The following is a 25,479-nucleotide window of genomic DNA, read 5'->3' on the forward strand; positions in this document are numbered from 1 at the left end:
TGCTGCTTACTTTACCATAAATCTCAGAACGTTTTGGGAGTACATACGGGAAAAGACTTTGATTTAACGAACTTTGCGCCAAAAAGTTTTGTAATGCAAATTTTCAACTATTACTTTACAACAAATGTCGGGTATCTGACATCTTTCTTAAAATGACTCGAACTGAACTATCTACTATAGGTGAATTTGGGCTGATTAGCCGTATAAATCAGCAATTTACCCCCCAACTTTCGCAGACTATCAAGGGCATTGGTGACGACGCCGCCGTCATTGATACTGGCACGGACGAGTACTTGCTAGTATCTACCGATATGTTGGTAGAAGGGGTGCATTTTGACCTTAGCTATGCCCCACTCAAGCACCTAGGTTATAAAGCTATCGCGGTCAATGTATCCGACATTGCGGCCATGAATGGTATCCCTCGGCAAGTGACTGTGAGCGTAGGCCTTAGCAATCGGTTTTCAGTCGAAGCAATCGATGAGCTATATGCGGGAATTCAAGCAGCTTGCGAAGCCTATAAGGTGGATTTGGTAGGAGGCGATACTACTGCTTCTCGCTCAGGATTAGTGATTTCGGTAACAGCCCTTGGAGTGGTTGAAAAATCAAAAATAGCTTACCGTAATGGCGCTAAACCCAATGACATTATTTGTGTCACGGGAGATTTAGGAGCCGCTTATGTAGGTTTGCAACTACTCGAACGTGAAAAAAGGGAGTTTTTGGAAAACCCCAACATGCAGCCTCAACTCGAAGATAAATCGTATTTAATAGGTCGCCAACTCAAACCAGAGGCCCGCACCGACATTGTATATGAGCTACAAGATGCGGGCGTGATACCTACTTCTATGATTGATATTTCAGATGGGCTTGCCTCAGAGATACTTCATTTGTGTACTCAATCGGGCGTAGGAGCGCAAGTTTTTGAAGAAAATCTTCCGATTGCGGATGAGACATATCTTACCAACGATGAATTTAAACTTAGTCCTCTCACGGGCGCTCTCAACGGCGGTGAAGATTATGAACTGCTGTTTACGATTCAACAGAGCGATTATGAAAAAATCAAAAACTCACCTCATATAAGCTTTGTAGGATTTATGACCAACCAACCCGACCAAGTAGAGTTGATAACCAAAGGAGGAGGGCGCTTCCCTATTCAGGCACAGGGATGGCAACATTTAAGCAAATAATACGCTAATCAAACTCATAAACACCCAAACAAAAAACGAATCTATGGAAATTCTTGTCCGTGCACACTCTGGCCTTCGATATGTGGTTTTAGGCCTTTTGATTGCGGCTATCTTCGTGGCTTTTAGCAAACGTGGAGAACGCAATGCCCCTTATTCTAAAATATACTTATTTGCCATGATTGCCACTCATACACAGTTATTGATAGGACTCATACTATATGCACTTGATTTTGGAGTAAAGGTACGTTTTGATATGATGAGCGATAAGTTTTATCGGTTTTATACAGTAGAGCATATTGTAGGAATGCTAGTGGCGATTGTTTTAATCACTATTGGACACTCTCAAGCCAAAAAACTCAACCACGGTAAGGTATTTGCGTACTATTCAATAGCATTACTTCTTATTTTGATTTCTATTCCTTGGCCTTTCCGTAATTTAGGCGCTGGATGGTTCTAATATCGCAATCTCGTTTGAAGGGAGCATAGTTTTAATCAATAATTTATCCCTTCAGACGAGATTTTTATACCGTTTGTTAAACAAGTAATCTTCTTTTGTCAAACGGATTTGATATTTTTGTACATTAGCTTCTGTTTCAGATTTCTAACCCTCCCATTCCTATGAAACACTGCTACGTGATTGTTGGATTGTTATGTTTGATTGCATTGTCGGGATACGGTCAAGCGAGGCTTTTTCGCGGCAACTGGTATGTAGGCGCAGATGCTGGGGTATTTAGCAGTCATACGCGTATGATTGCGGGAGAGCTCAGTACATATAATGCCGGAGGGTCTGGGATTATGTCTATGTATGGAGTGAAAGTAGGTCGAGTATTAAATCCCTATTTATCTGTTGAAACAGGTGTCTATTCACTTCCTCTCAATCTTGTCTACCTTTATCAAAAAGACCGTATTATCGGCACTAGCTCACTTCAATATGTAGCTTTGCCAGTGCGTGCTCTGTGGCGAGTAAGGGTTTTTCATGACCAATTAGACGCTCATCTTGGAGCCGGCTTACAGTATGTTTCGGCCAGCAGTACATTAGGTGCGCAACCTTTTAGTGGAGTCATTACGACCAACAGACATACTTGGACTGATTCACTTGTGTATAGTGGTACCGCCAATGTGGTACGGCAGCATTCTATCAATGCGGAAGTCTCAGCGAGTTTTAATTGGGCGATGTCGCGTCGTTGGACTCTCAGCGTATATGCCCGTCAGATGATGGGGCTTGTCAATATTGCTCAAGTAAAAGTTGCTATCAGAAATAATCAAGAACCAACTCAAAATGCCGAATTTGTATCAAAAGGTTCAGGGTTTACGGCTGGAGTAGGAATTCGATACAACATTCCTGTTAAGGTGAAATAACGCTTATCAAGCTCTACTCAATTAAGGAAGTATAGAAAGCCCTAAAAAACACTTCACTACCACGTCTTGCGGGAATGGAAGGGGGATGAAGGTCAAAAATCATCTCAAATCCTGCTTCGGTAAAGAGTTGCTGATATTCTTCTTTTGTTCCACCAAAAGGTGGACCACCTTCAAAAGTGCGATTAAAAAGCAAACCTGCTAATACTCCTTTTGTGTTTAACAAAGTCCGCATTTTTTGACAATATGCCGAACGCAGCTGCGGCTCTAAAGCACAAAAGAAGGTCTGTTCTACAATCAAATCATATTGACCTTCATGTTGAAAAAAATCCTGACAAACTACTTTTAATCCTTGAGTTTTGTATTTTTCGGTAAGCGTTTGGCACACTATTTCCGAAATATCAACCACCGTTACGTTTGCAAAACCCAATTCCAGTAAATACTGAGCTTCGTAGCTATTACCTCCTCCTGGAATTAAGACAGCAATATTTTTGTCGGTAAGGGTCTCAAAATATTGCTTTAGCGGAGTAGATACATAGCCTATGTCCCAGCCTATTTGCTGATTGAGATAGCGGTTGTCCCAATATTGTTTGTCCAGAATTTCCACCTTTATGAGAGTTGAAGAAAATTCTCAAAAATCCTTTGTCCTACGTTTCCGCTGATTTCGGAGTGAAACTGAGCCGCAAAAAAATTATCTTTTTGAAGCATGGCCGAATACTCCAAAATATAATTTGTTTTAGCTACAGTCTGTTTACATAGAGGTGCATAGTAGCCATGATTATAATATACGTAGTCGTGCTCGTGAAGGCTTTGACAAAGCGGATTTGTTAAATCGTAAATGTCGTTCCAACCAGTTTGGGGGACTTTAAAACCTTTTGTCGCCGGAAAACGCAATACATCCACATCGAAAATTCCCATGCAAGTAGTGTCATTTTCTTCCGAATAACGGCACATAAGTTGCATTCCTACACAAGTCCCCAATACGGGTTGGCGAAGCGAAGGAATAAGTTTATCAAGCTCCCGTTCGCGTAAGTAAGCCATCGCAGTACTGGCTTCTCCTACTCCCGGAAAAATCACTTTATCGGCCGAACGAATGGTGTCAGGGTCATCGGTCCATTCGTACTGAGCGCCGATGCGGTCGAGAGCATACATGACCGACTGCACATTGCCTGCATTGTATTTGATAATAACTGTTTTCATTGCTTTTTATTGAAGGCCCAACATTTTGATAGCAGTAATAGCGGCTTCGTCGCCTTTGTTGCCATGAATCCCACCTGCACGGTCGAGAGCTTGCTGAAGGGTATTGGGAGTAAGTACGCCAAAAATCACAGGCTTGTTGTATTTCAAGGCTACATCAGTGAGACCATGTGCTACGGCGTGATTAATGTAATCGTTGTGCTTGGTTTCTCCTTGTATCACACACCCAATGGCAATCACAGCATCCACTTCGGTTTTTTGGGCATACACTTGAGAGCCAAAACTCAACTCGAAACTACCCGGAACGCTTACTTTTTTGATATTGTCGGGATGAGCACCGTAAGCAAGCAGGGTTTTATGCGCTCCTTCATAAAGTGCTTCGGTGACTTCTGCGTTCCATTCGGCTACTACAATCACAAATCGCTTGCCGCTAATATCGGGCAAACCGTCGGTGGAAAAGACACTTAAATTTTTGTGGGCTGATGACATTTCGATGAGTATTTTAGAAAATAATTGACAACAAGAGCCAATGTCTCGCACAAAATTAGGGTATTGCAGCGAAGTTTCTATTTTTTCATCAGTTCTAAACTCATTAAATTGGAGGTCATGCTTCGGTATGCTTTATTTTTTGTGGGCGGCTTCGTAGTGTGCTTTCAATAAATCTTCTCCCCAGTCATCGGTTAAGTCACGAATGACCGAATGTACGTGGTTGGCGTTGTTTTGGGTGTTGTCGTACTCTATCAAAAATGTAGGGCCGTGGATGCGATAATAAAACCCCTTTCCTTGTCCTCGTTCGGGACGTTGGTCTCCCATCCATGCAAAATACACTTCGTTGAGATTGGCTTGGCTGATGCGGTGGAGAGCTTGATTTTTGAGCGTAACATGAAAACGGCTAAAATAAACATTCAGCAATTCTTTAAAAATAGCTTGTTGAGAAGAGGTCATTTTTCCAAACGACAAACCTTCTCTTGTTTGAAGGTTTACTTTTCGGGAATTGCTTGTGATGATTTCGTAAGGCGCTTTATCTGATATAATGACCTGAGCGAGCTGTTGCTCGTCAAATGATGCTAATAAACGAAAAGCGCTTTCGGTTTCTTCTTTCAATACTTGTTTTCCTTCTTGTACATAGCCCGGCAACACAACGGCGGGGTTGCTTCCAAAAAAGCTAGGCAAAAACTGAATTTTCCCGTTTATGATTGTAAAATGTAAAGAAAGATGGTGCCCTTCTACGCGCCAACCCCAAGGCAATTTGGAGTCGGGTGTTCCAAAAACAAGGAAAGCATAATTTTCGGGGTCTCGATAGGTATCATTGTCGGGGCGTTTTTCTACTTGGCGTAGCACCTGTTCTAATCCTATGATAGCTTCTACTTTTGCTAGTCCTTTATCACTGAGGGTCGTTTTTAGGATTTGCATAGCTGCTTGGCGTTGAGAGGCGTCCATCTGTTTGAGAGGAAGCCCTTTGCGCTGCCGAGGCGTAAAATGCCAATCAAAACGCCATTCAGAATCAAAAGGTAAATTGGCTACGCTTTTTTGCTCTGCTGAAAGCCCCTGTAAAAACACTTCAGTAGCTTTTTGAATATCAGTGCTGATATTTTTTTGAGCAACGGTATTGGCAATATTGAAGCAGATGATGACAAAAAAAAGAAGCCATCGAGAAGTAAAATGGTAGATAAAAGGTATTCTCATGACAGAAGCGATGATTAAGGAATAACAATCTGAAAATGAATTTATTCCGAAAATCTACTCCAATAAAAAAACCAAGGACAGCTGCCCTCGGCTTTTTTGACAATCTGACACCAATATGAAATCTTAAGGTTGGGGCAACATTGGTTTGGTTGCGACCCATTCTTTTATTTTTTTATCATAAACAAGAGTTGAATCGGGCCATTCGACATAATGCTTCATGGTCAGGTACTTGTCTATGTTTCCTTCTTTAATCATTGCTTTAAACAAAAACCCACCTCGCTCTTTTACGGTGGTATCGCTTTTGAAATGGGGCGTACACCAGAGTTCTTCATAATCGACGGGCATGAGGTCTTTACCCATTTTGAATTTACCCCCTACTCCTCTTTGGTACATACCACTTCCTACGGGGCGAATAATAAAAAAATAGTGGGTAGAATCAGGAGCCACGAAATAGTTGGCAAATCGAAACTGCCCTAATCTACTTACGTATTCTTTACGAAACGAAGGCTCAAAGCGAGTTGCATTGGACGCTCCTTTGGCATAAGCACTCGTGTAAGTAATAATGTTGGCTAGGAGAGTATCTTTTTCGTTGTTAGAAAAATAACTTTCCACTTCATATGGATTTGTTTCTTTACAACTCCAAAAGCCTACATTGACCGCTAAAACAAGAAAAAAGAGAAAGAACGTAGTTGAAAAATGTGTTTTCATAGTTTCGGAGAGTCAAAGTTTGAATGACTCCCCGAAATATAGATAATTATTTTACTTTAGAATAGTCGGTAGTTCCGGGGTTGAAATTAGACCATTTTGTAGTCCAATCTTCCGACCCAAAAGCACCGATGAAAGTAGCCGCTGTAAAGAATGACCCACTAGGAATGGTACCGCCAGTGGCAAGTGTACCGCCATTGCTCAATGTAAATGTAGGCGTTACGGCTTGGAACAAGCTTTGACTCAAACCTAATCCAGCATAAGTAGTAAGGATTTTGTTGCCTGCTTGAGCCGCAAACCAATCAGACGGTTTTTGTTCGCCTACTTTGAGGTCTACCGCAGGAGTGGCTGTGTTGATATCTCTTACCGCAAAACCAATAGGTGCAGGGCTAGATCCTTGACCAAAACCATTGCTACCCCAGTTGGCTACACCTGCTACTACTACGCGATTGAGAATCAAGCTACCACTACCTGCATTTGCCAAGGTATTGGTTCCGTCGATATAAACACCATTAGGGTAGCCAGTTACTACGGCATTGTATACCTTAATTTGAGTGTTACGACGAAGGTGCATACCGTTCTGGAATTGAGTGCTAATCGACGTTGCATTGGTTTCTTTAGGTCCAATCAAGGAGGCGTTTGAGATAACTGGCGCAGTGATAGGAGTAGCTGCAGAGCCTTGGCCATCGTTGTCGACCTCAAATCCATTAGAACCAGATTGATCGGCCAAAGTAGCACCACGCATACCGACGATAAATTGGAGGTTTCCACGATACCCAAAATCCATGTCAAAATCATCGTCAAGACCGCGATAAGCTACCAAATATTTGGCATTGACAGTACCACCAAACCACTCAAACGAATCATCAAGACCATAAGAAGCTTGTAAGTATTCCATAGTTGTACCGCTTCCTACCGAACCAAAAGTAAAGGAGTTTACTTCTTGGTTGGGGTTGATAGGCACACCTGCATATTCAACACGTACATATTTCAAAGAACCAGAGTTGTCGGCATCGTTGGAACCACCATGCCAGCCTTTGTAGCTTCCTTCAAGTTGAATACCTTTATCACCGGTAGATTGATTGTTTACGGCTCTACCACAAATCACCAATCCTCCCCAGTCTCCTGACTCACGCTGACCAATCGGGCGCTCTGAAGTAAATACGATAGGGGCATCGGCGGTACCGTTAGCGATGATTTTGCTACCACGCTGAATGATAAGCGTTCCTTTTGAAGCACGGTCACCGATGATGACAGTACCAGGTTCAATAGTCAAAGTACCTGTAGCAGCCGTAGAAGAGAAGGTTTCGGTAGTGTCGGCACCTACTCTTACGAAGCCAATGAGCTTGTAGATTTTGTCTTTTGTCCAAGTAACATTTCCTGTTATTACCCCTCTTACGTCAACAGGCGTACGCGAAGGAACGTCAGAAACGCTCACCACTTGCGTAGCTACAGTAGAAGTTTGATTTTGAGAATCCGTAGCTTGGAAAGTAAATACTACACTAGAGCCTATGGGTAGGGTTTCGATAGTATAATCTTTGGAGTAGCTATCGGTAGTTTGACCAGTATAGCTTTTGCTATCAAAAGCCTGACCGTTTTTCAAAACAGTAAGGGTTTTTAATCCTTCGGGGGCGTTGATAGTGGCCGTAATCTTTACAACTGCACCTACCAATCCTTGAGTAGCATTACCAGCTGTGATAGTAGGGGCGGGGCCGATTTCTTCTTCTTTTTTACAAGCATTGAAAACCAATGCCAATGACAGTATTCCTAATGTTAGGACTGACTGGGTTAGACGACGAAAGTTCATCGGTGTTTTGTTTTGTGAAATGAAATGATAAGAAATTATAACAATCGGTAAGAAAATCCTAAGCTGACAAGTTGGCCTGTGCGGTACTTCTGCACGAAGAAGTCGGTCCCAGACTCAAACTTGTTGTCTTTGTTGGAGTCTTGCATGATGCGCCAAGGCTGATTCAAAAGGTCTTGGATACCACCTTTAAGCGTCCAGCGTTGTCCTATGCCTTTTGAGAAAGTAAGGTCTATTACATTACGAGGCATTTCGTATAAGTCAGGGTAAGCTTCGAAACCTACCGCGATGATACGGCGACCAATCACATTGTAGAGCAAATTGACTTGGAAGTCTTTTTTGGTATCACTATAATTGAGACCTACATTGACGATATAGGGAGATTGACCTTGTAATGGACGATTGTCTGACTGCCCTACACCTCTTGCTCCCAAGCTTACGCGGCTGTAAATAAGTGCAGTGTTAAAGAGTAAACTGGTTTTTTCGAGGAAGCTAGAGCCAGGTCTCAATGTACCCAAGCCTTTTTTGACTTCAACCTCAAGTCCGGTGCTGTATGCACTTTCGGCGTTGTTGGTGATGAAAGTTTTAGAACCCAAGCCTGTTGAACCTAAATCAACAGTAGATTCAATTGGAGTATTGAAGTACTTATAAAAAGCCGCTACACTGATAATCTCTGACGGAGTAGGATACATTTCCCAACGCAAGTCCATGTTTTGAACAGTCGCGATTTTCAGGTTGGGATTTCCTTCATATACAACGTTGAAGTCAAAGTCAAAAAACGAGAATGGGGCGAGTTCACGAAACTCAGGTCGGTTGACAGTCATGCCATAGGCGGCTCTAAGCAAAGTTTTTTCGCTGAAATTGTAAGTCAAGTTGGCTGAAGGAAGTACGCTTGTGATTTTGTTGTCAACTTTGGCAGGGGCACCACCCAAAAACGTACTCTTCATTTGTTGACGGTTGTTTTCGATTCTTACCCCTACGATGGCATTGAATTTTTTGGTAAAAGGTACATTGATAAGACCATATCCAGCCACAAGGGTATTTTTGGAAGTATAAGAGTCGTTGGGATTGGTTTGTTCGTCAATCCGAATACCTCCGTCGTTTCTAATATTTTGAAAGAGTTGGTTTATATCACTTCCTGCTAGCGAAGGATCGAAGTTTCCACCTCTGACATACCCTAGGTTACGGGCTTTGAAAGTGCGGTCTTTCAATTCATAAAACCCACCAAATTTTAGTTCGAGTTCTTTGCCGCCCGCAGTGAGTTTTTGGGTAAGGTTTGCACCACCAGTATACCCACTTTCTTTCATTTCGGAGCTAAAACGACCTAGAAAGTATGCTTGAGCTTGACCTATAGGAATATAGATTTCGGTTTTTCCTGTAGTAGCATCAACTACATCAGAGCGGTATCTTTTATAATCAGGCTGGTCACGATAAGAATTGTTGTAGCCTGCTACCCAGTCAATCACGGTTTTGTCGTCATTGAATTTGTGCTTTCCAGTAAGTTGGCCAGAATAAATACCACGGTACACTTGGTCAAAGGAGTGATTGTTTGGGCGATAGTTTTGAGCAATATCTTGACCTGAGCGGAATACATAGCGGCCATTGCTGATTTGATTGAACAAATTCTTAAATTCTACCGAGTGATTGTTGTTGAAACGGAAAGCCCAGTTGTGTAAAACTCCAACGCGGTTGTTGCGAGCATAAGCTTTGTCGTCGTATTCAAACAAGGTCTCGATTTGATTGTTGGCACCGATATTGTAATCATTACGCTCGGTATTGGTAACTACCCTTGTCTCACTGTAGTTGACAGTAGTGATGTTACCGATTTGAATATTTCCTAACTTCATTTTGAAGTTGCCAGTCAATGACAAACGCTGGTCAGGTGAAGCACTCGAACTTACCGGCACCCACTCATTGCGCAAAGAGCGTCCCGCTAGCTCGATAAGTGCAGGATTGTTGCCAACCGCTCGCAAATCTTTGGGAAAATCACTAGGCAAGTCCAAATAACCATTGTTGAAAGCTGTCCAATAGTTATTCCCTTGTTTTGAAGCTTTAAAATCTTGGAAAGTAGTTCCTTGACGGATTCCTAGACTATAGTCAAAAACGATGCTATTTTGGTCAGGAATATTTTTAGTAAAGATTTTAACAACTCCCCCTGCAAACTCTCCTGGCAAATCAGCGGAAGGGGTCTTGTAAATCAATAAACGATCAATCTGACCACTCGGAATCACGTCGAAAGAAAACGCTTTTACGTCTGTTTCCATAGAAGGAGTGAAAGCGTTGTGAAGCATCACATTGTTGTAGCGTTGATTCAAGCCTCTAATAGTGATGAAGCGGTCGCCTACGATTGTAATACCGGGTACACGCTTCACGACTTGGGCAGCGTCGCGGTCGAGGGTACGTGCGATTTGTTGGGACGAAATCCCACTCACAATGTTCTGAGAAGCTTTGATTTCGCTAATGACCGACACCTCCGTGTTGGTCTGTCGTGTAGCTACTACGCGTACTTCATCAAGGGTAGAAGCGGCTTCTAAAAGTGCTGAATTTATCTCTGTAACTTTGTCGGCTTCTATCGCAACATTTGCGATGTTTTCCGTTTTATAAGAGACATACGTAATTTCAACGGTGTATTTGCCAGCGGGTATTTTGGCAATAGAAAAGAAACCGTTGATATCAGTAGCAGCACCTAGTTGAGTACCTACCAATTTGACGGTAGCGCCAATCAAAGTTTCTTTGTTTTTGGCATCAGTGATAGTGCCACGGAGGGTTCCAGTTTGGGCAAAACTAAAAGCGGAAAAGAAAGAAAGGACAACAAACAGTAAGAATCTGCTCATGGATTTGTCTTGTTTAAAATTTACTTTCATATCGGTGTTTAAAATTCGATACAAAAGTAGAAGTACAATATTATGCCAATGTTAAGCCAATATTATGAGTAGATTATTATTGGTTTTGGGTTAGTAAGTGTCTAAAAATCACCAAAAAAAAGAGTAGCCCTGCTTTGTGAATTAAAGTTGACTAATAATAAACATTGGTTTAGGAATAGAGAAAAAAATTGGTTTTGTACAATTTTTTTAAAGTTTTACAAAGGGGTTTTTTCTTATTTTTGTGTGTTTCCCCGTACCTATGAAAAATTTATTGGTTCACTCGTCTATCTTAAGCATACTATTACTTGGCAGTATGAGCTTGGTCTTTCATAAGCCTACTAAGCTTGATACCCCTACCAATACCTTTGTTTTTGCAGAAAACAAATGGGTAGATAGTGTCTTCACTTTAATGTCATTAGAGCAGAAAATTGGCCAGTTTTTTATGATTGCCACCCACTCTGATCGCAATGAATCTTACTACAGGCACCTAGATTTGTTGATTAAAAATCAGCAAGTGGGTGGATTGATATTTTTTAAAGGAGGGCCTTCACGGCAAGCCAAGTTGACAAACCGCTATCAAGCATTGTCAAAAGTTCCCCTCATGATAGGTATTGATGGAGAATGGGGACTGGGGATGCGCTTGGATAGTATTGATGATTTTCCCAAACAAATGACTTTAGGAGCTATCCAAGACAATCAGTATATTTATCGTATGGGGCTTGAGATAGGCCGTCAGTGCCGACGGCTGGGAATACATGTGAATTTTGCCCCTGTAGCAGATATTAATAGTAACCCCCGCAATCCTGTCATTGGAATGCGTTCTTTTGGGGAGGCACGCGAAAATGTGACTGACAAGTCTGCTGCTTATATGAAAGGCTTACAGCATCAAAATGTAATGGCTACGGCCAAGCATTTTCCAGGGCATGGCGATACTGACTCGGATTCGCACTATACGCTACCAGTACTAGCCCACTCGACGGATCGTCTCGACGAAACAGACCTTTATCCTTTTAGAAAACTTATTGCAGATAGCCTTACAGGAATCATCACAGGGCATTTATATGTACCCGTTTTGGACAAAACACCTTATTTAGCTTCGTCTCTTTCCTCAAAAATTGTGACTGATTTGTTGAAAAAGCAAATGGGATTTCAGGGGTTGGTATTTACTGATGCCATGAATATGCAAGGCGTAAAACGTGGACGCACCGCTGTTGAGGCTAATATCAAGGCATTAATCGCCGGCAACGATGTGTTGCTTTATCCGGAAAATGTGGCCGAGACGATCAAAAGAATCAAGGAAGGAGTAGAGAAAGGAAAAATCTCCCAAGACATGATTGATGAAAAGGCTCGTAAAATATTGAAAGCGAAATATTGGATGGGGCTGAATAAGAGAGAAAGTGTTGATTATAAAACGGTCAATGCAGAGCTGAGTTCAGCTCATTTTAAGTCTTTGACCCGCGATTTGGCGGAGCAAGCGGTCACTCTTTTAAGAAATGAAAATCAGTTGCTGCCGATTACGGCAATAGATACCTGTACATTTGCTTCTATTGCTATTGGCGGAGGTGGTATTAATCTTTTTCAGCAAACACTCAGCAAATATGCTTCTTTCAATCACATAGTATATGCCGAAAAGCCTACTACTAATTCAGAGGTTGAAAGCTTAGTATCACAAGTAGGTAATGCCAAAGTGGTGATTGTAAGTTTGCACGATACGCGCCGAAATTTTAACCGACCTTTTCATATTACTTCGGCTACAGTGGAGCTGTTGAATCGCTTGCAGCAAAAATCCAAAGTGATAGTAAGTCTGTTTGCTTCTCCTTATGCCTTGTTGCAGTTGCCCACCACCTCTGGGGTGATTTGTGCTTATGAGAATCTTCCCGATTTGGAAGTAGCAGCCGCTCAACAAATTTTCGGGGCTTTGCCTTTCAAAGGTAAATTGCCTATCTCGATAGAAGGATTATATACTTTAGGAACAGGTATAGAAACAAAACCTCTTAGCAGACTAATTGTAGGGCTACCAGAACAGGTGGGCCTTCGTTCGGCGACTTTACTCAAGATTGATACCCTTGTTCAAAAATCAATCCAAGCACGAATATTTCCTGGATGCCAAGTAGTGGTAGCGCGACGTGGAAGGGTAGTTTTTCAGCGAAACTATGGAACGCTTACCTATGATAATTTGAACGAAAAAGTCACTTCCGAGACTATGTACGATGTCGCCTCTGTCACAAAAGTAGCAGCTACCTTACAGGCAGTTATGTACTTAAACGAACAAGGCATTATTGATATAAAACAAAAAGCGGCACATTTTTTGCCTGAACTTGTGGGTACCAACAAAGCCCATATCAGTATCGAAGATTTGTTGTTGCACCGTTCGGGGTTGGTGGCTTTCTATCCAAAACTTTGGGAAAATACAAAAACGGGAGGAGGTGGACTGATGAGTGAATATTATAGTTCGGTACGAGACAGCATATATCCCATGCAAATAGCTCCGAAGCTGTTTGCAAAATCGGCCTTGAAAGACTCAGTATGGCGATGGGTCGTACAATCGCCACTCAAAAAGCCAGTAAATGGACATTATCCTTTTGTATATAGTGATTTAGGGATTTTGATGTTACAAAAGGTAATAGAGCGCGTCACAAATCAGCCCTTAGACGAATTCTTAGGTCAGAATTTTTATGAACCATTAGGGATGATGAATACACGTTTTAAACCATTAGAAAAGTTTGCTGATACACAAATTGCTCCTACCGAAAACGACTTTACGTACCGTAATCAATTGCTTCGAGGAACCGTTCATGACCAGATGGCAGCCGTCTATGGCGGCGTGGCTGGGCATGCAGGGCTCTTTAGTACCGCTTATGATTTATCGATTTTGATGCAAATGAATTTGCAAAAAGGGCTTTACGGAGACCGACGTTATTTCCAAGAAGAGACTTTGCCTACCTTTGCACGTATGTATGATAGTGCTCATCATCGGGGCTTGGGCTGGGACAAAGCTCCTCAAAAGGGAGAAAGTGTTTTTGTGGCAACTTCGGCCTCCCCTTCGTCATTTGGACATTCAGGGTTTACGGGCACTATGGTATGGGTAGATCCTAAAAATGAGCTAGTATTTGTGATGTTGTCCAATAGAGTGCATCCCAATGCCGAAAACACCCAAATCAACAGCCAACGGATCAGACGAAAAATCCATGAGATAGTATATGAAGCGGTGGCAGAACACGAATAATAAGTGAAGCTGGTGAGAATGTGAATGTTTTTCAATAAAGAAGTAATTTTGAGCGTTTTTAGAAAAATCAATTTGAATCGATTATGTTAAAAAAACTACTTATCCTAGGCTGTGCAGTTATATTAATGTGCGGAGGAGCCTATCGGAGTTTTGCGCAAAGTATAAACACCGTAATAGTAACAACTACGGCGGGGGCTGTTCCGACGGGTGGTTTTTGTTTAGGCAGTCAAGCGAGAGTATCGTTTAGTGCCACTGGTTTTACACCTGCTCCTTCTTCGTTTACAGTGGAGCTATCAGATGCAAGCGGGGTATTTGGCTCTCCAACTAACTTAGGAACTGGTGCTGCAAGTCCTATTACCGTTACCTTACCTGATAATGTCACTGGAAGTTCTACTTACAAAATCAGAGTAAGGGTAAATGCTGTCAGTGGTCAAAGCCCTAATTTTACCATTAACCCCAAGGCTACCGTAAACAATATTACGAGTCTAGAAGCTTGTGATAATGCCTCAGCAGGTCCCATTAACTTTAGCAGTTCTTCGGCAGGAGCGACATTTAGCTGGACAAGCACCGCTAATGTAGGCTTCAATACTTCGGGTACAGGTAATATTGGAAGTTTTACTGCTAATAATAATGGTTCAAGCAACGTCACGGCTACAGTCACGGTCACTCCTTCAGTAAACGGATGTGTGGGCACATCCAACAATTTTACAGTAACTGTCAAACCTTCCCCCACTGTCAATTCTGTCTCCAATATCAATGGGGTCTGTAATGGTAGCGGGGTAGGTGCTATCAATTTTTCAAGTTCAACTTCTGGTACTACTTTCGCTTGGACAAGCACCGCTAATGTCGGGTTTGGAACTTCAGGTAATGGGAATATTGCAGGTTTTACTGCCACCAATGCCACCTCTAATCCTGTAACAGCTACAGTCACGGTTACGCCTACCGCCAACGGTTGTACAGGCACTCCAACTTCATTTACGGTAACTGTCAATCCCACCAATGCTACTGTCAATGCAATATCAAATGCCAACTACTGTAATGGAGCCACTGGCACGGCTATTAGTTTTTCGAGTCCTAGTGGGGGAGCTACTTTCGACTGGACAAGCAGCATAAATGTTGGTTTTGGTACTTCTGGAAGTGGGAATATTGCTGCTTATACAGCTAGTAACGGGGGCACTTCTGATGTAGTTGCCACGGTAACAGTTACGCCAAAAGTAGGAGGTTGTGCTGGTACTCAAAGAAGTTTTTCGATAACCGTCAAACCTACTCCTACTGTCAATACGATTTCGGATGTATCATTGTGTAATGGAGCAGGCGGTGCGGCCATTAATTTTGGCAGTGCAACCGCTGGCACAACATTTACTTGGACAAGTAGCACCAGTGTGGGTTTTGGTACATCTGGCAATGGAAATATTCCTGCTTTTACTGGTACCAATGGTACCGCCAATCCTGTAGTAGCGACTGTTTCGGTAACGCCTACCGCTAATTCATGCACTGGGCCTGCTCGAACTTTTACCGTCACCGTAAACCCTACCGCAAGTGTAAATGCAATAAGTGATGCGAGCTTTTGTGGAGGTGTACCAGTAAGTGGTATTAATTTTACAAGCCCTACTAGTGGTGTTTCATTTAGTTGGGCGAGTAGCGTCAATGTAGGGTTTGGCACTTCTGGCTCAGGCACTATAGGTGGCTATACTACTATAAGTGATAATACCACCGCAGTAGTTTCTACTATCACTGTTACGCCTTCAATCAATGGATGCCCAGGTTCACCTCGAATTTTTACAATAACTATTAATCCACGCCCTACAGTTAATACAGTATCTAATGTTGCTTATTGTAATGGTGCTGCAGGAAGTGCTATTAACTTTTCTGGCCCTGTGAGTGGTACTACATTTAATTGGACAAGCTCAGTCAATTCAGGCTTTGGCACTTCCGGCTCAGGCAATATTGCGGCATTTACGGCTACTAATACAGGGACTAATTCTGTAGCCAATACCGTATCGGTGACCCCTACTACTGGAACCTGTACAGGGCCAGCTACCAATTTCACAGTTACAGTCAATCCCACCCCTATTGTCAATACTATCTCCAACGCTACTTTTTGTGGCAATGCCCCTGCTCCTTCTATTGCATTTGGTAGCGCTACTCCTGGTACTACCTATGCTTGGACAAGCAGTACAAACGTAGGCTTTGGTACTTCAGGATCTGGAAATATCCCTAATTATACGGCTATTGACGGAAGTCCGACAGCAGTAGTAAGTACCGTGTCGGTAACTCCCACAGCCAATACATGCGTGGGAAGTGCAAAAACATTCACTGTGACTGTCAACCCCTCTCCCAGAATCAATGATATCACAAACGCCGTCTTTTGTAATACAGCCTCTGCACCAGCGATAAGCTTCTCTAGTCCTACTACAGGTGCTACTTTCAATTGGGTATCCAATGCTAATGTTGGTTTTGGAGCTAGTGGTACTGGTAATATTGCAGCCTATGCTGCTATTAACACAGGAGCTACGCCGGTGGTAGCTACCGTTAATATTACTGCTCAAACAGCCACCTGTACAGGAGCCTCTCGCTCGTTTACTGTTACCGTCAATCCTACCCCTACCGTCAATACCATCAACAACCTTACCCTATGCGGCGGTACAGGTGGTGCTCCTATCAATTTCGGAAGCCCTACTCCTGGTACTACCTTTGCATGGACAAGTACCGCAGATGTGGGTTTTGGAGGTAGTGGCTCAGGTAATGTCGGAGGGTATACAGTGACAAGCCCCGTGACGAGTGCTGTCACAACCACCGTTACCGTAAATCCTACGGCAAATGGTTGCGCAGGAAAAGAAGGTAAGTTTACTATCACTGTCAATCCTACACCTAAAGCTAGTCTTCCAAATCCCAACCAGATTTGTGCCAATAGCATAGGAGTGGCGCTTAATTTCTCTAGTGAAACTCCCAATACTAACTTCAATTGGTCGTCGTCAAATAATATTGGTTTTGGGACAAGCGGCTCAGGAAATATCAATGGAGGATACCGGGTTATTAATAATTCTCAGGATGTACTTACAGCCACGATTAGCGTAGTGGCTTCTACCGCAAGCTGTACTGCTAGTGCTCAGCAGTTTACGTATAGAGTCAATCCTACACCTGGTAACCCAAGTGCTCCTTCGCCTATTTTTTATTGTAATACTGCGGTAGCACAACCACTCACAGCCAATGGGCAAAATCTAAAATGGTATAGCCAACCTACTGAAGGAACATGGTCGGGCTTAGCTATTACACCTTCTACCAACACAGTGGGTACTACCAGCTATTATGTGTCTCAGACCAATCAATACGAGTGCGAGAGCCCTAGGTCAGAAATAAAGGTAACTACCAAACCATTACCTCCTTTTGCTTCTGTTTCAAAACAAGAATATTTATTGTGCCAGTTTGATCCTCAAGTAGAATTGGATGCAAAACTTACAGGAACGGGGCAAAGCCTAGTGTGGATACTACCCAATAATACAGGGGAAACCAATGTGGCACCCGTTATAAAAACGGATGTAGGCTTTGAAGGTACTTATAGTGTACTTCAGGTGCTAGATGGATGTCGTGGCGGGCGTACCGATATCAAGGTAAACGTGCGTACTACTCCGCTTCCTACAGTGACAAGTGCACCAGTAGTAAACTGCCAAAACTCAGCTCCTCAACCCCTGAATGCTACTGGAGATAACCTTAAATGGTATAATACCAACAAAACGGGCGGAACCCCTCAAAGCACTCCAAATATTCCTCCAACCCAAACGCCAGGTACTTACCAATTTTATGTAACACAGACGGGTTCAAATGGTTGTGAAAGCCCAAGAGCTGAAATCACGGTAGTCATCAAACCTTTGCCAAGTGCAACTTTGAGTGGAGGCTCCAATATCACACAAGGACAATCGGCTCCTCTTTCGATTGTGTTTACGGGAGATGCTCCTTGGACTTATACACTTTCTAACGGAGTCACGCTTTCAACTTCCCAAAACCCAACGACTATTTCAGTAAGTCCTTTGGATACTACTACCTATATTATTACGAAAGTAACAAACAATTGTGGTGAGGGAACTCCAGCAGGTAGTGCCGTTATCAACGTAAAGGTAGCTATTATAGATGTAGGGAATCCAAGCGTTACCAATTTGTGCGCTGGTACTTCATTTACAATGCCTTATTTTTCATCCGATTTTTTCCCTTCTAATACACAGTTTAAGGTTCAGATTTCGAAAACTCCAGAAGATGCTGGTTTCCAAACCATCACTACAGAAGGAAATAGTAGCCCATTGAGGGGTATCTTGCCCAATACCACTACTGCGGGGAATTACTACGTACGTGTCGTAGGAATTGCCTCAAATTTTACAGTAAAAGGCAAAATTAGCCCCGTACAAATTACTGCTCGCGAATTACCCACCGCTACCATTTCTGGCCCACCAAGCGTGTATGAAAATGAAAGTGCCAAAATCGCGATTGCGTTTACGGGTGAGGTACCTTGGACGATTACCTATAATGATAGTTTGTCTAGAAAAGACACTTCGTTTACTACTTCGGTTACACCTTATGAGTTTTCTGTAAAACCTGGCCAAACCAATGCCTACAAAGTAGTTTCAATCCGAAATGGTTGTGGTAATGGTGCTGCTACTTCCCGCTTTGTGCTTATTGTTAATCCTGTGCTTGGGGTTAAGCCTGGGGCTGGAACTGAATGGCTCAAAGTATATCCTGTACCAGTACAGGCGCGTTGTACTGTAGAAATAGAAGGACCAACGGGCGTCACGCTTACGGTAGTGGATGGATTTGGAAGGGTGATATTGCGACAGCAAACTACCTCTAGTCGTGATGAGCTAGATTTTACTAATATGCGCCCTGGTGAGTATTTCCTAAATGCGGAAAGAAATGGGGAGATTGCTCGACGAAAAATCTTAAAAATACAGTAGAAAACCAATACTTACTATTTTCACTAGTAGTCAATCAAAAAGTTGAAGTTCATTCTAAATATGAAAATACTTGTTGCGTTTCAAACCGGCTGCCTTCTCTTGGCGGCCGGTTTGGTTTTTTCTTTGAAGGCCCAAAATGTAGGCATGACCCAACTTACTACCGACGGGAAGGGTGCTTTCCAGCTGACCGGTAGCTGGAAAGTAGCACAATCGGTGATGATGCATCCCGAAAAAAGTACTTTCCTTAAAACTACTTCCCCTTCCGATGCTAAAACAAGCATAATCGTAGGAAGTACAGGTGCTAAAGCAAGCGCAAATCTAGGATTAGGAGATATTATTTTGAATCTTGATTTTATGCTCGCTCCTGGAAGCACCGCCATTCTAAATCTCCCGGGAGGGTATGGTATTAGACTCAATGATAGCTGGAAAAGCCCCAAACTAGACAGGAATGCGTGTGGCAGCGTGGGGAGCCTAGTCCCTATTCAAAATGCCTCCAAAGCTCCTGGACTTTGGCAAAAACTAGCGGTACAATACAAAAGAGCCAGCAAAGGAAGTGTAGCTCAAGTCGAAAAACTTACATTGAACGGAGTGGTGATTCAAGAAAATGCTTTCTTAGGCACCCCGCCCACTCCTGATATGGCTTTATCTATTGAAATAGAGAATGGTACGGCAGCTTTTAGAAATATATTTTATCAACTCTTAAGCGATGCTAGACCTGTGAAACTTCGAGATTTGTCTTATACGCTTTACAAAGCTACTAATGATAGACCGAAGGAGTTGTTGGCTGAAAATATCTTGAAAAAAGACACAACCTCTATCTTGACTCGCGAGTGGGGACTTGGCAACAATAGCTTTTATCTAGTATATGAGGGAAAATTTGATGTGGAACAAGAAGCCGACTACTTGATTCAGCTAGCTTACATGTCTAATGCTTCTTTAGAAATAGACGGGAAAACGGTATTACCGTATCAATGGAATGATTTTCTTCAAAACTACGTACCCGCAACTTATCATTTTACCAAAGGGTTGCATCCTTTTCGTCTCCAATATCACAAACTCACTTGGAGAGGACACGGACTAGGAATGTTTATTTCGACTCAAGGCGTCAGATCATATGCTTTGCATGTGACTTCTTCGCTTCCAGAACCAAAACCTATCCCGACTATTGAAGTCACTGCTTCTACCAAAGCTGAATTGGTAAGGTCGTTTATTCAGCGTGAAGGCGAAAAAAATAAACGCACCCATTGTCTTTCAGTTGGTTCGCCCGTGGGGACGCATTATAGTTTGGATTTGAATCGAGGCGCACTTTTGCAATTTTGGAAAGGTGGTTTTGCGGATGTTACCCAAATGTGGTACGAAAGGGGGGAACCTCAAATATTACAACCAGCGGGTGCGGCTATTTTGACCAAAGGCCAAGCCGATGTAGCCGTATTGTCGGATGTCAATGCTAGTTGGCCTGATTCAATGGCTAATTTTGTTTATAAAGGCTTTAGGCTGAATCCTGATGGCTTTCCGATGTTGACTTATCTTATCAATGACGCATCGGTGAGCGATGAAATCATCCCCGAAAATGGCGGCTTGACTCGTACTATTACCACTACTCTTCCCAATGGCTACGTAAGACTTGTAAGTAGCGGTAGCATCTCACAAGTAGAAAAAGGTCTGTATGAAGTAGATGGACAAAGCTATTATGTACGTGTTGATCCCAAAAGTAAACCTATAGTACGGACTGCTAACGGACAGCAGGAATTGTTGCTCCCGGCCAACGGAACCATTAAGTATTCGTTGATATGGTAAGTTTTGAAAAAGGAGTAAACCAATTAGGAGCATTTTTGCGTTGTAAAACAAAATAGAATCTAAAACCTAATAAAATAAACTCAATGCAACGCTTTCTTTTTGCTTTAGTATTGACAGTTGCTGTAGTATCGGGTATTGCTGCTACTACCACAGAGGTATCCAAAACCCCCTCTAAGTCTGCTGCTGAAGGCATACAGTTTGTGGAACTACCTTGGGCAAAAGTATTGGCAAAAGCAAAAAAAGAGAAAAAACTCATCTTTTTTGATGCTTATACCAGTTGGTGTGGCCCTTGTAAGCTTCTCCAAAAAAATGTCTTTACTCGTAAAGACGTAGGCGAATTTTTTAATGCCAATTTTATTAATGTAAAAAAAGACATGGAGATAGGAGAAGGGCCACAGTTGGCAAACGTATATCCTATTGAAGGTTATCCTTCATTGTTTTTTATCAATGGAAATGGTAAAGTGGTTACTAGTCATCTCGGAGGTATGGATGGTCCTGAGCTTATCAAGTTTGCTCAAATGGTAATGAAAAAATAAGAAATAATCACCAAGAATCCCTCTTCACACAAAATGAAGGGGGATTCTTGTTTTTATAGAATCTAAAAATATAGATAAAAAAGCTATCATGAACTTTGATTCGCTTCTGTCAGTTTCTTCCCCACAGTTAAAAGAGTGGGCACTTGCCCAAGACCAAAAAGATAGGTTACGCGGCTTCCGCGAACAGTTTTATATCCCTCAGCAAAATAACAAGTCAGTGATTTATTTGTGTGGAAACTCCCTAGGGCTTCAACCCAAAAACGCAAGACTTGCCGTAGACAAAGAATTAAAAACATGGCAAAACTACGGAGTAGAAGGCTGGTTTGAAGGCGAAAAACCCTGGTTATCTTACCACAAATATTGTCAAAAAGGGCTAGCAAAGCTATTGGGTACTTTACCTGAAGAAGTGTGTCCCATGCATCAGTTGACGGTCAATCTCCATTTGATGCTTACTTCTTTTTATCGACCCACTTCTGAGAAGTTTAAGATATTGACTATAGCAGGCGATTTTCCCTCTGACCAATATGCCCTCGAAACCCACGTGGCATCGCGCGGGTATGTTCCTAGGGAGGCGATAATTGAAATAGCTCCGCGTATAGGTAAGTGGTTAATCCATACAGAAGACATAGTGGCAGCTATCAAATCCCACGCCCATGAGCTTGCATTGGTTTGTATGAGTGGTTTGCAGTATTATACGGGGCAGCTATTTGATATGCGTGAGATTGTGGCAGAGGCGAAAAGATACGGAATTTTGGTAGGTTTTGATTTAGCCCATGCCATTGGGAATGTTCCTCTCCAACTACATCAATGGGAGGTAGATTTTGCGGTATGGTGTTCGTACAAGTATCTTAATTCTGGTCCTGGAGGTGTGTCGGGGGTATTTGTACATCAAAAATATCACGATAATACTTTGCCTCGTTTAGCAGGTTGGTGGGGATACGAAGAGTCAAGGCGATTTGAGATGACCAAAGGATTTATCCCAATGAAAGGTGCTGCGGGCTGGCAACTCAGCACCCCAAATATCATGGCTTTGTCTATTCATCAAGCATCATTGGGTATTTTTGAAGAAGCTGGTATTGAGAATCTACGAACTAAGTCGATAGCACTCACTCAATTTTTGGAATTGGTAATCAAGCGAATCAATCAAAAAATTGGATTTCAAAAAATCAAAATCATTACACCCTCAGAACCTTCCCAAAGAGGAAGTCAGCTTTCTTTGCTAGTGGAAGAGGGAGGGAAAGAGTTATTTGATTTCTTACTACAAGAAGGGATTGTAGGAGACTGGCGTGAGCCCAATTGCATTCGACTCACGCCAGTTCCTTTGTATAATACTTTTGAGGAAATTTGGGAGTTGGAAAATGTGTTATTATCCAAACTAAACGCTATTTAGTATCGGCAAGTTTATCTAAGTCAATATCATCCAAAACCGACTTGATTTTGTCGATTCCAACCCCATTTCCAGATACTTGTACAATGTAGCGGTTGGCCACAATGACCGATATTTCGCCATTTTTGCTGTCCGTGTTGTATTTCTCAAAAGCTTTATGGCCTTTATATTCGGTAGTTTTTTCATAGCCTGTTTCGGTTTCTTTGTCGATTGTGGCCATTGACCAAGCGGCCATTCCCATGAGCGCTACTCCCATACCGGCCACGTCGGAGATGTTGACATCGATGTCTTGACCATTGTCGTCCCGGTAAGATGCTTTGGCCGTAGATATACCAAATCCCATAGCGGCACTTTTTTCACTAGAAGCCTCTTTTCGTTTGAGGCCATCGGCGTCTTCTGGCAAAAGTGCTTTAAGAAGTTTAGGGTCTACGGTCTCTTTAGGCCCTTCTTTTGACATTTTCTCAGCTTCTTCTCCTATTTTTTGCAATGCTTCAAGTGCATTTTTGGGCTCTTTTTTTGCCTTTTCGGCTTCTTCTTCTTCTTTACTTGTACAGTTCCAGCTTAGTAAGGCAAGGGATAGAAATAAGGCAAGGAGTTTAATCGTTTTCATCTTTTAACTTTTTGGTTTAAAAAAAATAAAAAAGGAACCTTTCGGTTCCTCGAAATTACGGTTTTTCTAAACTTAGCCGCCTTTTTGAAGGCAATATTTACTAATCGGTTAGGAATGAGTCACACTAGCTTGAATTCGATTGGCTTCTTCGGTAGGGCTTCCTGTAAAAACAACCTGTTTTTTGTCTCGATTTTTCCATGCTATTCCCAAAAACAAAAAGCCTAACAATACCGCAGGAATACTTAGGATTTGTCCCATGTTGTAAGTCAAATCGTTTTCGAAAGCTACTTGATTTTCTTTAAAAAACTCAATTACAAACCGTAACCCAAATACCCATAAAAGAAAGATACCAAGTAAAAGTCCTTGAGGTGTCTGTGATTTTTTCTTAGTCCAAAGCCAAAAAAGTAAAAAGCACAATACGATACAAGCGATGGCTTCGTACAACTGAGCTGGGTGGCGTGGGTACTGAGTAAATTCAAAATTGCGGGTAAAAACAAATGCCCAAGGAACATCCGTGACTTTACCAACGATTTCGGAATTCATGAGGTTGCCCAAACGAATAAAACAGCCACCTAGCGCTACCGTAATCACAATACGGTCTACAACCCACAGGAAGCTCATTTTTTTTGTACGAGCATAAAAATATAACCCTAATAATATACCAATAGTAGCACCATGACTTGCCAAGCCCGCAAAAGGAGGAGTGATGATTTGCAACGGGTTTTTAAAAAAAACTTCTGGTTCGTAAAAAAGAAAGTGGCCTAGGCGAGCACCGACCACCGTCGAAATCACCATGGTGAGTAAAAGCGAATCTAAAAGTGACTCTTTGACACCCTCTTTTTGAAATATATAGGCCATGATACGTTGACCAATCAAAAAACCCGATGCGAACAGCAATCCATACCAGCGAATTGAGAAACTACCAATACTGAAAATTTCAGGGTTTACATCCCAGATAATGTAGGCAAACATAAGTGACCAATTTTGGAAATAACTTTCAACAAAAACAAAACCTCCACAAAAATCAAGAAAGATTGTTAGAAAAGGAAATTATCAATCAATGGAAATCATAAATAACTCTCATCTTGACTAATGCTTGGAGCCCCATTGCTGGGCAATAATACTACCAGCTAATAGCTGCAAAGCATGATACATCATCAAAGGAAGCAACACTACTCCTAATGATACAGGATTGGGGAAAAGTACTTTTCCCATGACCGCGCCTTGCACTAAAGATTTTTTAGAACCGCAAAATATGACCGTAACTCGGTCCTCATAAGAAAACCCTAACCAAGAACTTAGCGCATATAAGAGTCCGAAAATTAAAAAGAAGAAAGAGAGCATTTCACCACCCAAAATACTCAGGTCACGAATCGACTGCCCTTCAAACATACCTCCTGCAAAGGACTCACAAAATGAAGTATAAACAATAAGAAGGATGATTGTTTGGTCAAACAAGCGTAAGAGATGATTGTATCGCTCAGCCCATTTACTAAGTTGTGAATGCAAAACATAACCCACTATGACAGGTAGAAGTACTTCAAAACAAAGGCGTAAAATAACTGGTAATAGATCAAAATTAGCATCTTGCTGCTCAAGAAGCCCACTCATCCAAAGAGGCGTAATGAAAATACCTATGATACTAGAAATACTGGCGTTGAAAATAGCCGCAGGTAAGTTGCCTTTGGCAATAGCTACCATTACGACTGATGACGAAACGGTAGAGGGCAATGCTGCCAAATAAAATATACCTATCCAAAACAAAGAAGTTTTGTCAACATCAAGAAAGTATTGAAGACAAAGAATAAGCAATGGGAATACCCCAAAAGTGGCAGTTTGAATCAGAATATGTAATTTCCAATTGGTAAGGCCGCTTTTTAGTTTTTGGGGACTCAGCTTGAGCCCATAAAAAAAGAAAATGACAGAGACGCCATATTCGGCGATTTGGGGTAAATGCCACGGGCTTTGATGAAGACCAATGGTAGGGAAATAATAGGCAAGAAAAATGACACCAATCAAACAAAAGAAAAATCCATTTAGGCCTACTTTGGCTAAAAGTTTCAACATAGGACGGGAATTTGGTTTGGATAATGGCAAATATAAGACTATTCATGACAATAGCCCATTATCATACAATAGCCGTAATTTGTATGATAATTCAGTAAAAAAGGTGTAATTGGCATT

General features: G+C 42.1%; 18 protein-coding genes. 8 read left to right on the forward strand and 10 right to left on the reverse strand.

Going from position 1 to position 25,479, the window contains the following annotated elements; genetic code table 11:
* Nucleotides 1–152: 152 nt before the first annotated feature.
* The 3 genes from thiL to P1X15_RS00770 all read left to right on the forward strand — a co-directional run bounded on the left by thiL (nt 153) and on the right by P1X15_RS00770 (nt 2,543).
* Entirely contained in the window at nt 153–1,184 is a 1,032-nt protein-coding gene (thiL, locus tag P1X15_RS00760) for a thiamine-phosphate kinase (protein WP_277336230.1), read from the forward strand.
* 43 nt (nt 1,185–1,227) lie between these two features.
* A complete protein-coding gene (locus P1X15_RS00765; RefSeq protein ID WP_277336231.1) occupies nt 1,228–1,641 on the forward strand; it encodes a cytochrome B in 414 nt (137 codons plus the stop codon).
* A 161-nt stretch (nt 1,642–1,802) separates the two neighbouring features.
* Entirely contained in the window at nt 1,803–2,543 is a 741-nt protein-coding gene (locus P1X15_RS00770) for an outer membrane beta-barrel protein (protein ID WP_277336232.1), read from the forward strand.
* Nucleotides 2,544–2,556: 13 nt separating this feature from the next.
* Here the strand turns inward: P1X15_RS00770 and P1X15_RS00775 are convergent, their stop codons facing one another.
* The 7 genes from P1X15_RS00775 to P1X15_RS00805 all read right to left on the reverse strand — a co-directional run bounded on the left by P1X15_RS00775 (nt 2,557) and on the right by P1X15_RS00805 (nt 10,766).
* The gene (locus P1X15_RS00775; protein ID WP_277336233.1) at nt 2,557–3,147 is read right to left on the reverse strand and encodes a methyltransferase domain-containing protein; all 591 of its coding nucleotides are present in this window, start codon (nt 3,145–3,147) and stop codon (nt 2,557–2,559) included.
* Between the two features lie 2 nt (nt 3,148–3,149).
* A complete protein-coding gene (hisH, locus tag P1X15_RS00780; RefSeq protein WP_277336234.1) occupies nt 3,150–3,740 on the reverse strand; it encodes an imidazole glycerol phosphate synthase subunit HisH in 591 nt (196 codons plus the stop codon).
* A 6-nt stretch (nt 3,741–3,746) separates the two neighbouring features.
* The gene (gene ribH / locus P1X15_RS00785) at nt 3,747–4,226 is read right to left on the reverse strand and encodes a 6,7-dimethyl-8-ribityllumazine synthase (protein WP_277336235.1); all 480 of its coding nucleotides are present in this window, start codon (nt 4,224–4,226) and stop codon (nt 3,747–3,749) included.
* 132 nt (nt 4,227–4,358) lie between these two features.
* Nucleotides 4,359–5,423 (reverse strand): DUF3500 domain-containing protein, encoded by a 1,065-nt coding sequence (locus P1X15_RS00790; RefSeq protein ID WP_277336236.1) that lies wholly within the window; start codon nt 5,421–5,423, stop codon nt 4,359–4,361.
* Between the two features lie 123 nt (nt 5,424–5,546).
* The gene (locus P1X15_RS00795; protein WP_277336237.1) at nt 5,547–6,131 is read right to left on the reverse strand and encodes a hypothetical protein; all 585 of its coding nucleotides are present in this window, start codon (nt 6,129–6,131) and stop codon (nt 5,547–5,549) included.
* A 46-nt stretch (nt 6,132–6,177) separates the two neighbouring features.
* Nucleotides 6,178–7,935 (reverse strand): Ig-like domain repeat protein, encoded by a 1,758-nt coding sequence (locus P1X15_RS00800; protein ID WP_277336238.1) that lies wholly within the window; start codon nt 7,933–7,935, stop codon nt 6,178–6,180.
* A gap of 35 nt (nt 7,936–7,970) precedes the next feature.
* A complete protein-coding gene (locus P1X15_RS00805; protein WP_277336239.1) occupies nt 7,971–10,766 on the reverse strand; it encodes a TonB-dependent receptor in 2,796 nt (931 codons plus the stop codon).
* A 289-nt stretch (nt 10,767–11,055) separates the two neighbouring features.
* Between P1X15_RS00805 and P1X15_RS00810 the strand changes: the two genes are divergently transcribed.
* The 5 genes from P1X15_RS00810 to kynU all read left to right on the forward strand — a co-directional run bounded on the left by P1X15_RS00810 (nt 11,056) and on the right by kynU (nt 22,688).
* On the forward strand, nt 11,056–14,022 hold the full coding sequence (locus tag P1X15_RS00810; protein ID WP_277336240.1) for a glycoside hydrolase family 3 N-terminal domain-containing protein: 2,967 nt from the start codon (nt 11,056–11,058) through the stop codon (nt 14,020–14,022).
* 83 nt (nt 14,023–14,105) lie between these two features.
* On the forward strand, nt 14,106–18,965 hold the full coding sequence (locus P1X15_RS00815; protein ID WP_277336241.1) for a PKD-like domain-containing protein: 4,860 nt from the start codon (nt 14,106–14,108) through the stop codon (nt 18,963–18,965).
* A gap of 60 nt (nt 18,966–19,025) precedes the next feature.
* Complete coding sequence (locus P1X15_RS00820; protein ID WP_277336242.1) at nt 19,026–20,762, forward strand: hypothetical protein; 1,737 nt, start codon at nt 19,026–19,028, stop codon at nt 20,760–20,762.
* A gap of 83 nt (nt 20,763–20,845) precedes the next feature.
* On the forward strand, nt 20,846–21,298 hold the full coding sequence (locus P1X15_RS00825; RefSeq protein ID WP_277336243.1) for a thioredoxin family protein: 453 nt from the start codon (nt 20,846–20,848) through the stop codon (nt 21,296–21,298).
* Between the two features lie 88 nt (nt 21,299–21,386).
* On the forward strand, nt 21,387–22,688 hold the full coding sequence (gene kynU, locus P1X15_RS00830) for a kynureninase (protein WP_277336244.1): 1,302 nt from the start codon (nt 21,387–21,389) through the stop codon (nt 22,686–22,688).
* On the opposite strand, the gene P1X15_RS00835 is transcribed toward kynU, so the two are convergent.
* The 3 genes from P1X15_RS00835 to P1X15_RS00845 form a co-directional block, all read right to left on the reverse strand.
* Nucleotides 22,681–23,295, reverse strand: coding sequence for a transposase (locus P1X15_RS00835; protein ID WP_277336245.1), 615 nt, complete (start codon nt 23,293–23,295; stop codon nt 22,681–22,683). The genes kynU and P1X15_RS00835 overlap by 8 nt on opposite strands.
* A gap of 108 nt (nt 23,296–23,403) precedes the next feature.
* Entirely contained in the window at nt 23,404–24,267 is an 864-nt protein-coding gene (gene lgt / locus P1X15_RS00840) for a prolipoprotein diacylglyceryl transferase (RefSeq protein ID WP_277336246.1), read from the reverse strand.
* Nucleotides 24,268–24,384: 117 nt separating this feature from the next.
* The gene (locus P1X15_RS00845) at nt 24,385–25,362 is read right to left on the reverse strand and encodes a bile acid:sodium symporter family protein (RefSeq protein WP_277336247.1); all 978 of its coding nucleotides are present in this window, start codon (nt 25,360–25,362) and stop codon (nt 24,385–24,387) included.
* Nucleotides 25,363–25,479 lie beyond the last annotated feature (117 nt).

Source organism: Runella sp. MFBS21 (assembly GCF_029433105.1).
Lineage (GTDB): Bacteria > Bacteroidota > Bacteroidia > Cytophagales > Spirosomataceae > Runella.

What these genes read in the sequence shown, in the direction of transcription:
- P1X15_RS00845 (WP_277336247.1), bottom strand. Translation starts at nt 25,362, where the DNA reads ATGTTGAAACTTTTAGCCAAAGTAGGCCTAAATGGATTTTTCTTTTGT.
- P1X15_RS00810 (WP_277336240.1), top strand. Translation starts at nt 11,056, where the DNA reads ATGAAAAATTTATTGGTTCACTCGTCTATCTTAAGCATACTATTACTT.
- P1X15_RS00825 (WP_277336243.1), top strand. Translation starts at nt 20,846, where the DNA reads ATGCAACGCTTTCTTTTTGCTTTAGTATTGACAGTTGCTGTAGTATCG.
- hisH (WP_277336234.1), bottom strand. Translation starts at nt 3,740, where the DNA reads ATGAAAACAGTTATTATCAAATACAATGCAGGCAATGTGCAGTCGGTC.
- kynU (WP_277336244.1), top strand. Translation starts at nt 21,387, where the DNA reads ATGAACTTTGATTCGCTTCTGTCAGTTTCTTCCCCACAGTTAAAAGAG.
- P1X15_RS00815 (WP_277336241.1), top strand. Translation starts at nt 14,106, where the DNA reads ATGTTAAAAAAACTACTTATCCTAGGCTGTGCAGTTATATTAATGTGC.
- P1X15_RS00800 (WP_277336238.1), bottom strand. Translation starts at nt 7,935, where the DNA reads ATGAACTTTCGTCGTCTAACCCAGTCAGTCCTAACATTAGGAATACTG.
- P1X15_RS00770 (WP_277336232.1), top strand. Translation starts at nt 1,803, where the DNA reads ATGAAACACTGCTACGTGATTGTTGGATTGTTATGTTTGATTGCATTG.
- P1X15_RS00820 (WP_277336242.1), top strand. Translation starts at nt 19,026, where the DNA reads ATGAAAATACTTGTTGCGTTTCAAACCGGCTGCCTTCTCTTGGCGGCC.
- lgt (WP_277336246.1), bottom strand. Translation starts at nt 24,267, where the DNA reads ATGTTTGCCTACATTATCTGGGATGTAAACCCTGAAATTTTCAGTATT.
- P1X15_RS00795 (WP_277336237.1), bottom strand. Translation starts at nt 6,131, where the DNA reads ATGAAAACACATTTTTCAACTACGTTCTTTCTCTTTTTTCTTGTTTTA.
- P1X15_RS00765 (WP_277336231.1), top strand. Translation starts at nt 1,228, where the DNA reads ATGGAAATTCTTGTCCGTGCACACTCTGGCCTTCGATATGTGGTTTTA.
- P1X15_RS00805 (WP_277336239.1), bottom strand. Translation starts at nt 10,766, where the DNA reads ATGAGCAGATTCTTACTGTTTGTTGTCCTTTCTTTCTTTTCCGCTTTT.
- P1X15_RS00790 (WP_277336236.1), bottom strand. Translation starts at nt 5,423, where the DNA reads ATGAGAATACCTTTTATCTACCATTTTACTTCTCGATGGCTTCTTTTT.
- thiL (WP_277336230.1), top strand. Translation starts at nt 153, where the DNA reads ATGACTCGAACTGAACTATCTACTATAGGTGAATTTGGGCTGATTAGC.
- ribH (WP_277336235.1), bottom strand. Translation starts at nt 4,226, where the DNA reads ATGTCATCAGCCCACAAAAATTTAAGTGTCTTTTCCACCGACGGTTTG.
- P1X15_RS00835 (WP_277336245.1), bottom strand. Translation starts at nt 23,295, where the DNA reads ATGAAAACGATTAAACTCCTTGCCTTATTTCTATCCCTTGCCTTACTA.